This window comes from Nocardiopsis sp. NPDC055824, assembly GCF_053616335.1.
In genome coordinates this window covers 1-9710 of record NZ_JBSHDN010000225.1, presented here as the reverse complement: position 1 = coordinate 9710, position 9710 = coordinate 1, and the positions used below count along the sequence as shown (strand labels likewise).

The 9710-nt window shown below is 72.3% G+C and carries 9 protein-coding genes; all 9 read left to right on the top strand.

The window, feature by feature from the left end; all coding sequences use genetic code 11:
- Positions 1-243: 243 nt before the first annotated feature.
- Complete coding sequence (locus ACWGL3_RS28140; RefSeq protein ID WP_267945767.1) at positions 244-639, top strand: CD225/dispanin family protein; 396 nt, start codon at positions 244-246, stop codon at positions 637-639.
- 244 nt (positions 640-883) lie between these two features.
- Complete coding sequence (gene trpC, locus ACWGL3_RS28135; RefSeq protein WP_267945766.1) at positions 884-1690, top strand: indole-3-glycerol phosphate synthase TrpC; 807 nt, start codon at positions 884-886, stop codon at positions 1688-1690.
- A 247-nt stretch (positions 1691-1937) separates the two neighbouring features.
- The gene (gene trpB, locus ACWGL3_RS28130; RefSeq protein WP_267945765.1) at positions 1938-3155 is read left to right on the top strand and encodes a tryptophan synthase subunit beta; all 1218 of its coding nucleotides are present in this window, start codon (positions 1938-1940) and stop codon (positions 3153-3155) included.
- A complete protein-coding gene (gene trpA / locus ACWGL3_RS28125; protein ID WP_267945764.1) occupies positions 3155-3967 on the top strand; it encodes a tryptophan synthase subunit alpha in 813 nt (270 codons plus the stop codon). The genes trpB and trpA overlap by 1 nt, the downstream gene beginning before the upstream one ends.
- Before the next feature lie 434 nt (positions 3968-4401).
- Positions 4402-4923, top strand: coding sequence for a MauE/DoxX family redox-associated membrane protein (locus tag ACWGL3_RS28120; RefSeq protein WP_267945763.1), 522 nt, complete (start codon positions 4402-4404; stop codon positions 4921-4923).
- Between the two features lie 52 nt (positions 4924-4975).
- Positions 4976-5953 carry a DsbA family protein gene (locus ACWGL3_RS28115; RefSeq protein WP_267945762.1) on the top strand — a complete coding sequence of 326 codons (978 nt, stop codon included), beginning with the start codon at positions 4976-4978 and terminating at the stop codon, positions 5951-5953.
- A gap of 55 nt (positions 5954-6008) precedes the next feature.
- On the top strand, positions 6009-7121 hold the full coding sequence (gene lgt, locus ACWGL3_RS28110; RefSeq protein ID WP_267950449.1) for a prolipoprotein diacylglyceryl transferase: 1113 nt from the start codon (positions 6009-6011) through the stop codon (positions 7119-7121).
- Between the two features lie 98 nt (positions 7122-7219).
- Complete coding sequence (locus ACWGL3_RS28105; RefSeq protein WP_267945761.1) at positions 7220-8461, top strand: hypothetical protein; 1242 nt, start codon at positions 7220-7222, stop codon at positions 8459-8461.
- A gap of 156 nt (positions 8462-8617) precedes the next feature.
- Positions 8618-9676: a hypothetical protein gene (locus ACWGL3_RS28100; RefSeq protein WP_267945760.1), complete on the top strand. Its 1059-nt coding sequence runs from the start codon at positions 8618-8620 to the stop codon at positions 9674-9676.
- Positions 9677-9710 lie beyond the last annotated feature (34 nt).

Sequence of the window (9710 nt, the reverse complement as noted above, 5' to 3'; positions counted from 1 at the left end):
CGGGCGCCCCGCCGCGGGCGCCCCCCCGCGGGGGGCGGGGCCCCGGGCCCCCGGGGCCCCGGTCTCCGGGGCAGGGGCGCCGACGAACGCGCGGCGCCCCCGGCAAGGAAGAAGACCGGCCGTCCCGGCCGCCCATCGGCGCCACGGGCCCGGACGGGCGGAACGCCGGTGAGGGCCGTGCCCGACAGGTGGAGCCGGGGACGAGCCGGCCCGCCGACATCCCCCACGAGAGCGGAACCCGACATGAGCTACGACGCCCTGCCCCCCGGCGGCCACGGTCCCCCCGGGGGATACGGCCCTCCAGGGGGCTACGGCACACCCGGCGGATACGGCCCTCCCTCCGGCTACGGAGGCGTACCGGGCCACGGCGGCCCGCCTCCCGGCGACCCGCCCAAGAACCACCTGGCCATGAACATCCTGGGCATCATCAGCTGCTTCCCGGTGATCGGCATCATCGGCCTGATCTTCGCCGTCATGGTCAACAGCCAGTGGACGTCCGGCGACTACCGGGGCGCCGAGTCCTCGTCCAAGATCGCCAAGGTCATGGGCATCATCGGCGTGGTGCTCTTCGTCCCGGCGGCCCTCTACATCCTCTTCGTGATCGTGATGATGGTCGGCCTCTTCATCTCCGAGATCTGATTCCGGCGCGGCGGCACGCGCCGCCGGACACCCCCTGACACAAGCGGACACAGCCACCCCTTCCCACCCGTTCCCCCGGAGAACCCGGGGGACCAGGTGGGGGGTGGCGGCCCCCCGGCCCCCGAAGGTCGATACGATGACCAGCAACACGGTGCGCCGGCGGTGCGTCCGGGCACGCCGCGCGGGCGGCCCGCCCGCCGGAGCCACCACCGTGACAGACCACTGCACGAGGGAGCGGTAACTGGTGAGCGTGCTCGACGAGATCCTCGACGGAGTACGCGCCGACCTGGCGAAGCGGCAGGAGGCGCTGCCCCTGGACCGCCTCAAGGCCCAGGCCGAGTCGGCGCCCACCCCGCAGGACGCCGAAGCCGCCCTGCGCCGTCCCGGCGTCCACGTGATCGCCGAGGTCAAGCGGGCGAGCCCCTCCAAGGGACCGCTCGCGACCATCACCGACCCCGCCGCCCTGGCCCGCGACTACGAGGCCGGGGGCGCCGCGCTCATCAGCGTCCTCACCGAGGAGCGCCGCTTCAAGGGCAGCCTCGACGACCTCCGGGCCGTCCACCAGGCCGTCGACACCCCGCTCCTGCGCAAGGACTTCGTGGTCAGCTCCTACCAGCTGTGGGAGGCCCGCGTCTTCGGCGCCTCCGCCGTCCTCCTCATCGTCGCGGCGCTGCCACAGGAGGCCCTGGTCTCCCTGGTCGAGCGCGCCCGCTCCCTGGGGCTCATGCCCCTGGTCGAGGTCCACGACGAGGACGAGGTGACCCGGGCCGTCGACGCCGGCGCCACCGTCATCGGCGTCAACGCGCGCAACCTCAAGACCCTGGAGGTCGACCGGGACACCTTCTCCCGGATCGCCCCCGGCATCCCCTCCGACGTCGTCAAGATCGCCGAGTCCGGAGTCCGCGGCCCGCACGACCTGCTGGCCTACGCCGGCGCCGGCGCCGGAGCGGTCCTCGTCGGCGAGAGCCTCGTCCGCGGTCGGAACCCGCGCGAGGCCGTGGCCGACCTGGTGACCGCGGGAGCACACCCCGCCCTGCGTGACCGGAACTAGGGGACGAACAGCACGATGGGACAGACGACGCCAGGGACGGTCGCGGTGACGGCACACCCCGGCCTCCGATGGCGATGGCTTTAGGGAACCCGCAGGCATGAGCCGCGGGTTCCCGACGCCGCGTCGACCCACCGGTCCGAACGCGCCGCCGGAACCAGGCGGCGCGCAGCCGGTCGACGCGCGGACCCCCGCGGCCGTACGCCCGGGGGAAGAGCCGCCGTCGGCCCCTTCCCAGGAGAACGTCCCAATGAGCCATGCTGGACCACTGCCCGACCACGGCGGGCACTACGGCCGCTTCGGGGGCCGCTTCGCCCCCGAGGCGCTCATCGCCGCCCTCGACGAGGTCGAGGCGGAGTGGGAGAAGGCCAAGAACGACCCCGCCTACCAGGCCGAACTGGCCGCGCTGCTGAAGGACTACACCGGCCGCCCCAGCGCCCTCAGCGAGGCCCGCAACTTCTCCGAGCACTGCGGCGGCGCCCGCGTCCTCCTCAAGCGCGAGGACCTCAACCACACCGGCTCGCACAAGATCAACAACGTGCTCGGCCAGGCCCTGCTCACCCGGCGCATGGGCAAGACCCGCGTCATCGCCGAGACCGGAGCCGGACAGCACGGCGTGGCCACCGCCACCGCCTGCGCCCTCCTGGGCCTGGAATGCGTCATCTACATGGGGGAGGAGGACACCCGGCGCCAGGCGCTCAACGTCGCCCGCATGCGCATGCTCGGCGCCGAGGTCGTCCCCGTCACCATCGGCAGCCGCACCCTCAAGGACGCCATCAACGAGGCGTTCCGCGACTGGGTCGCCAACGTGGACCGCACCCACTACCTCTTCGGCACCGTCGCCGGGCCCCACCCCTTCCCCAAGCTGGTGCGCGACCTGCACTTCGTCGTCGGGGAGGAGGCCCGCGCCCAGGTCCTGGAGAGGGTCGGCAGGCTCCCCGACGCGGTCGCCGCCTGCGTGGGCGGCGGCTCCAACGCCATGGCGGTCTTCGCCGCGTTCATCCCCGACGAGAGCGTCGCCCTGTACGGCTTCGAGGCCGGGGGGGACGGTGCGGACACCCCCCGCACCGCCGCGTCGATCACCGCGGGCAGCCCCGGGGTCTTCCACGGGGCGCGCACGTTCGTGCTCCAGGACGAGTTCGGCCAGACCCTGCCCAGCCACTCCATCTCGGCGGGGCTCGACTACCCGGCGGTCGGCCCCGAGCACGCCTACCTCGCCGACACCGGCCGGGCGAGCTACGAGCCGATCACCGACGCGGAGGCCATGGAGGCGTTCCGCCTGCTGTGCCGCACCGAGGGCATCATCCCGGCGATCGAGAGCGCCCACGCCCTGGCCGGCGCCCGCAAGCTCGGCGAGCGCCTCGGCCCGGACGCCGTCATCCTGGTGAACCTCTCCGGGCGCGGGGACAAGGACGTCGACACCGCGGCCGCGTACTTCGGACTCGTCGACACGGAGGGACAGGCGTGATGACCGCGACGACGCTGCAGACCAAGCTGGCCGAGGCCCGCGAGGCGGGCCGGGCGGCCCTGATCGGCTACCTCCCCGCGGGGTTCCCGGACCCGGACTCCTCCGTCCGGGTGATCCAGGCCATGGTGGAGGGGGGCTGCGACGTCATCGAGGTCGGCCTGCCCTACTCCGACCCGATGATGGACGGCCCCACCATCCAGAGGGCCGCGGACCGGGCCCTGGCGGCCGGAACCACCACCGAGGACGTGTTCCGCGTCGTGGAGGCCACCGCCGCCACGGGCGCCGCCGCCGTGGTCATGTCGTACTGGAACCCGATCGAGCGCTACGGGGTGGAGCGCTTCGCCGCGAACCTCGCCAAGGCGGGCGGGGCCGGGGTGATCACCCCCGACCTCATCCCCGAGGAGGCGGGGGCGTGGACGGCCGCCTCCGAGGCGTCCGGCCTGGACCGGATCTTCCTGGTCGCGCCCTCCTCCACCGACCGCCGCCTCGCCATGACCACCGCGGCGTGCAGCGGGTTCGTATACGCGGCCTCGCTGATGGGCGTGACCGGCACCCGCACGCAGGTCGCCGACACCGCCGCGACGCTGGTGCGGCGCACCCGCGAGGTGACCCGCGAGTCCGGCCTGCCGGTCTGTGTGGGCCTGGGGATCTCCACGGCCGCCCAGGCGGCCGAGGTGGCCGCCTACGCCGACGGCGTCATCGTCGGCGCGGGGTTCTGCCAGCGGATCCTGGACGCCCCGGACCTGGAGACCGGCCTCACCGCCGTCCGCTCCTTCGCCGAGGAGCTCGCGGGGGGCGTCCGCGACAGGTAGGGCCCGGTGTGCTCCGCGGGCCCCCTCCGACCGGGACGCGCAGCCCGCCCGCGGGACCGGGGCCGTGTTCGCACGGGACCTCCGGCCACGGCGGTCGCGGCGTCGGTCACCGGCCGGGGAGACCTGTGGCACCGGCGTCGGGCCGTCCCCTCGGGGGGCGGCCCGGCGCTCTTCCCGCCTGGTCAAAAGCAGGGTTAAGAGGGTGAGAATCGGGTGAGAGGCCCCTGCCGGAACCCCTGAAACGCCCCCACCGGGGCCGTGCCGGTGATGTGATGGCGGTGTCGCGGATTCCTGGGGCGCCCGCCGCTGCGCCCGGGGTTCCGGCCGCAGCGTCACGGACTCACCACAGTCAGTAGGATGTGACGCGATACGTAGAGCGACGGATCAGACACCGAACGCGACAAAGCGTCCCCTACTCCCCGAAGGCCCAAGCGATGGACACAACCGACGAATCCCCCGACGCCTCCACTGCCCCCGCGGTCCCGCGCTCCCGCTGGGAGGCCGTCCAACCCTGGCTCACCCTCGCCTGCCGGCTCGGACTCGCGGCCGTCCTCGTCTTCGCCGCCGTCTCCAAGTTCCCGCCCGCGCTCTCCGTCCAGGCGGTCGAGGCCTACGACCTCTTCCCCGTCGAGGTCGCCCGGCTCATCGGCTACACCCTCCCCCTGTTCGAGCTCGCCCTGGCGGCCCTCCTCCTCGTCGGACTCGCCACCCGCTACGTCGGAGCCGTCGGCGCCCTCCTCATGTTCGTCTTCATCGCCGGGATCGTCTCCGCCATGGCCAGGGGCCTGAACATCGACTGCGGCTGCTTCGGCGGCGGCGGACAGGTCGCCCCCGGGGAGACCACCTACGGGCTCTCCATCGCCCGCGACATCGCCTTCGCCGCCATGGGCGCCTTCATCGCGGTCTGGCCGCGATCACCCTTCGCCCTCGACCGCGCCATCGGGCTCTTCCGGTGACCCCGGAACCCACGACGGTCGACCACCTCCAGCAGTAGAAACAGGGGAAAGCATGGGGAGTGAAGCGCGCAAGCGCTCCCGCGAGAAAATCAGGGAACAGCGCGAACGGGAGAAGCGGGCGGCCAAACGCACCAAGACGCTCATCGTCATCGGCGCCGCCGCGGCCGTCGTCGTCCTGGTCGTCGGCATCGGGTTCGCCGTGCTCAACGCCGACCGCCGCGACTCCGGGTACGAAGGGGCGCTCCCGCCCCAGGCCCTCCAGGAGGACGGCAGCGTCGTCCTCGCCCAGGAGGGCGCGCAGGCGCCCGTCGTCGAGGTCTACGCCGACTTCCAGTGCCCCGCCTGCCGCCAGTTCGAGCTGCTCAACGGCGACGTCCTCAAACGGAACGCCGCCGAGGGCAACGCCATCGTGCACTACCGGCCGGTGAGCATCTTCGCCCAGCAGCCGGTGCCCATCAGCAGCAACTCGCTGCGCGCCGGCGCCGCCGCACGCGCCGCCGCCGAGCACGGCTACTTCGTCGAGTACAACGACATCCTCTTCGAGAACCAGCCCACCGAGGGCAACGAGGGCTTCACCGTCGACGAGCTCAAGGACTGGTTCCGCCAGACCGACGCCAACGCCGAGCAGGAGGGCGAGTTCGACCGGCGGATCGACGAGGAGGCCGCCGTCGTCACCACGTTCACCGAGGACTACCTGCCCGCGCTCACCGAGGACGCCATGGCGGAGATCGGCGAGGAGACCCTCGGCACCATGGTCCTGTCCGACCTGATCTCCTGGGGAGCCGACCACGGGCACGACCCCGCCTTCCTCGACGGCACCTACACGGGCGAGATCATCACCGCCACCGGAACGGCCTACACTCGCTACAGCGGAGACAACACGTTCCGCGGCACTCCTTCCGTGTACCTCAACGGCGAGTTGCTCGACAACAACACCGCCATGACGGTCAGGGGCCTCAACGAGGCGATCGCCTCCGCGGACGCCGGTGAGGTCGACACCCAGCCCATGGGTGACGGGGGCGCGGAGTAGCACCCCTGACAGCACCCCCCGCACGCGGGGCGAACCCGAGAGCAGAGCAGTGACACTGTCGTCGACAGCTTCCGAGGGCGCGGCCGGGCTCGGCCGCGCCCTCGCGGCCATCCCCAGCCCCCAGATCAACGCGATCCCGATCGGGCCCCTCCAGATCCACTTCTACGCGCTGTGCATCCTCGCCGGCGTCGTCGTCGCCGTGGTCTGGAGCGAGCGCCGCTGGGCAGCCATGGGGGGTGAGAAGGGCACCATCATGGACATGGCCGTCTGGGCCGTGATCCTGGGACTGATCGGCGGCCGCCTCTACCACGTCATCAGCGACGCCCAGCTGTACTTCGGCGAGGGCCGCGAGCCCATCCGCGCCCTGTACGTGTGGGAGGGCGGCCTCGGCATCTGGGGTGCCGTGCCCCTGGGCGCCGTGGGCGTGTGGCTGGTGGCGCGCAAGCGCGGGCTGTCCATGTCCAAGCTGTCGTTCGCGATCGCCCCCACCATCCCCCTCGCCCAGGCCCTCGGCCGCTGGGGCAACTACTTCAACCAGGAGCTGTTCGGAGCGCCCACCGACCTGCCCTGGGCCGTGGAGATCACCCCCTACCCCGAGGGCCACCTGCGCCCCGGCATGGAGTTCGGCGTCACCACGTACCACCCCACCTTCCTCTACGAGTCCCTGTGGTGCCTGCTCCTGGCCGTGCTCCTGGCCTGGGCCGGACGCCGCTTCGAGGGCTCACTCCAGGGCGGCCGGCTCTTCGCGCTCTACGTCATGGGCTACTGCGCGGGCCGGTTCTGGATCGAGTACCTGCGCGTCGACCCCGCCAACGACTTCCTGGGCATGCGCCTCAACAACTGGACCTCCATCGTCGTCTTCCTCGGCGCGCTCGCCTACTTCGTGTGGGCCGGACGCCGCATCGACTCCTTCTCCACCGCCGTCGTCCCCCACGGCCACGACGCCGGAACCCAGGTGTTCGGCGCCACAGCCGGCAGTGAGGTGCCCGACGACAGCACCGTCTACAGCGCCGTGGACAGCGAAGAAACGGGCTCCGGAACGCAAAATGGCAGCTCGGAGGAGGCGGGCACGGAATACCACCCGAGCCCTGAGCGATCTAGTACCGAGGGCTCGACCGCGAACGACGCCGGAGACACGGGAACCGATTCCGGGGCGAAGCCCGAGTAGCGCAGGGCTCCTGAACGCGGGCCGGCCGTGTCCGGCCGCGGAGCGGAGAACGCCCTGTACCTTTCGAGCAGACCACGGGTTGACGATTGAGAAAGACCGTGAGCAGAGCTGAGTCCGGGTACGGCCGCCGGGGACGGCGCGGCGGTTCACGCCGCGCCGGCCGGGCCTACACCGAGGACCACGCCGACGACTACGGCCACGACGAGGGCCGCGAGGACGACTACGACCCCGAGGAGGACTTCTCCGCGGAGTACGGTCACACCCGCACGTCCGACGCCGACACCGCCGACACCGCGGACCGGGCCGACGGGGACGAGGCGTACGACGACTACGACGAGTACGAGGACGAGGAGGGGGAGGAGGCCCCGGCCGAGGACGAGGCCGCCGGCTCCCGGCGGTCCTCCCGCCGCAGGAAGGGCCGCGGGGCGACCGCGGCCGGAGCTTCGAGGCGCAGGGCGTCCGGGGCCAGGCGCGGCGGGGTCGGCAAGGTCTCGGCCTTCTCCGCGTCCGCGATCAAGAAGGTGTCGGTCCTGGGAGACCGCCCCAACCAGATCGTCTACACCCTCGCCGAGCAGAGCAAGCGCAAGCGCGGCACAGCCGTCCTCGGCGTCCTGCTGGGCGCGTTCAGCATCGCGCTGGTCGCCCTCCTCGGACTGCTGACCTTCCAGCTCTTCACGGGGTCGGGGGGCTCGGTCTCGGGCGGCGACGAGTCGGTCGTGGCTCCGCCGGAGGGGCACAGCACCCTCACACCGGAGCTCTACCTGTCCGAGCCCAACCGCGAGGACGTGTTCGGCGCGATCAACGAACGCCCCGAGGGCGCGGAGCCGATGACCGAGGAGTCCGTGTTCGGGGCGGTCGGCGAGATCGGGCTCGACGACATGACGCTGGAGCTCCGCCAGAGCAGCGTCACCGACTCCTGCACCTCACTGGTGTGGGGCGAGGAGCTCGGCCAGACCCTCATCGACGCGAACTGCATCCAGGCCGCCACCGGTGTGTACACCGACGCGGGCGAGGAGCACATCGCACAGGTCACCGTCTTCGACCTGGCCAACGCCGATGAGGCCGCCAACGTCGAGGCCTCCCTGGACCCGACCAACGCCGAGAGCGACGCCGGATTCCTGCTCACGCAGAACGGCGACGACATTCCCGGCCTCCAGGAGGGTTACAGCCAGGCGAACGCCCAGGTCATGGGCCACTACCTGGCGGTGTTCTGGGTCGCCGACACCGACGGCGCCGACCCGGGCGACAACGCCGACCTGGCGAAGCTGAGCGTGGCCTCCATGAACTCCACGCAATTCATCTACGAGGAGGTCGTCGAGGCGGGTCGGGCCGAGGAGTAGGCCTGTCCCGCCCTGTCGGACGCCCCGATAGGATCTCGGACAGATCGACCCTTCCGCCAGGGTCGTGCGGGCGGGGTGCTTTCCGCCCCTCTCCCCAAGCGAACCGGGCCGGCCACGCGCGCGCGGCCGGCCCGCATCCGAGGAAAGGTCCACTGGGTGTCCCCTTCTGAACCGTCGGCGTCCGGTCCCGCCGGACGCCGGAGGAAAAACAGCGAGTCCGACGAGATGTCGGCGGGGCCGTCCTCCCGCACGGGTGGGCGCCGCCGGGCCGGAGGCCGGAGGAAGCAGGAGACCAAGGGGCGCCGCCGTCCCCTCCTCGTGGTGGCCGGAGTGGCCGTCGTGGCGCTGGCCGTGCTCGGTACCGTGCTGTACATGCGCCTCGGCGAGGGGGGCGGAGCGGACCAGGCCGCCCAGGAGACCCGACCCGTCATGTACCGGGTGATCGACACCGGCCGCATGAACGAGGTGCTGGCCTCCCGTGAGGACGACAGCCGCGCCCTCAACGCCGGAGAGCTGTTCGAGAGCCGCAACGCGGAGATCTCCAGCCAGGAGATCGACTTCACCCTGCGCGACTCGGACCTGAGCGACGACTGCTCGGCCGCGGTGTGGGGGGAGCAGGTCCGCACCGCCCTGGCCGAGGCCGACTGCACCCAGGCAGGACGCGCCACCTACGTCTCCGACACCTACTTCGGCGTGACGGCCGTGTTCAACCTCGCCGACGTCGAGGGGAGCAGGGCCGTCGCCGCCGCCATGAACGCGCCCGAGGCGGACGAGGCCGGGGCCGAAGGGGAGGGCGACGCCTCCCCGGACCCCGGGTTCGTGCTCTCCCCCTCCGGCGCCGACCCGTTCGACCGCCTGGGCGAGGGCTACAGCGCCAGCGACGCGATCGTCAGCGGCCACTACCTGGTCGTGGTGTGGGTCCAGCCCACCGGATCCGAGTCGGTCGAGGAGAGGGTCAGCCTCTCCGGCCCGCTCGTGGCGCTGGCGAACTTCCGCGACCCGCTCTACCGGCGGATGGTGCAGCTCGACGACGGCTCCGGAACCGGCCAGCCGGACGAGGGCACGCAGGAGGGCACCGTCGAGGACCCGGCGGGAACCGACGGCACGGTGCAGGACCCGGCCGGAACCGACGGCACGGTGCAGGACCCCGCGGGTACGCAGGGTACCGCGGAGGACCCCGCCGGTACCGAGGGCCTCGGCACCGGAACCGGCTGAACCGCGCGCGGAGGGGCCCGGAGGACACGTCCTC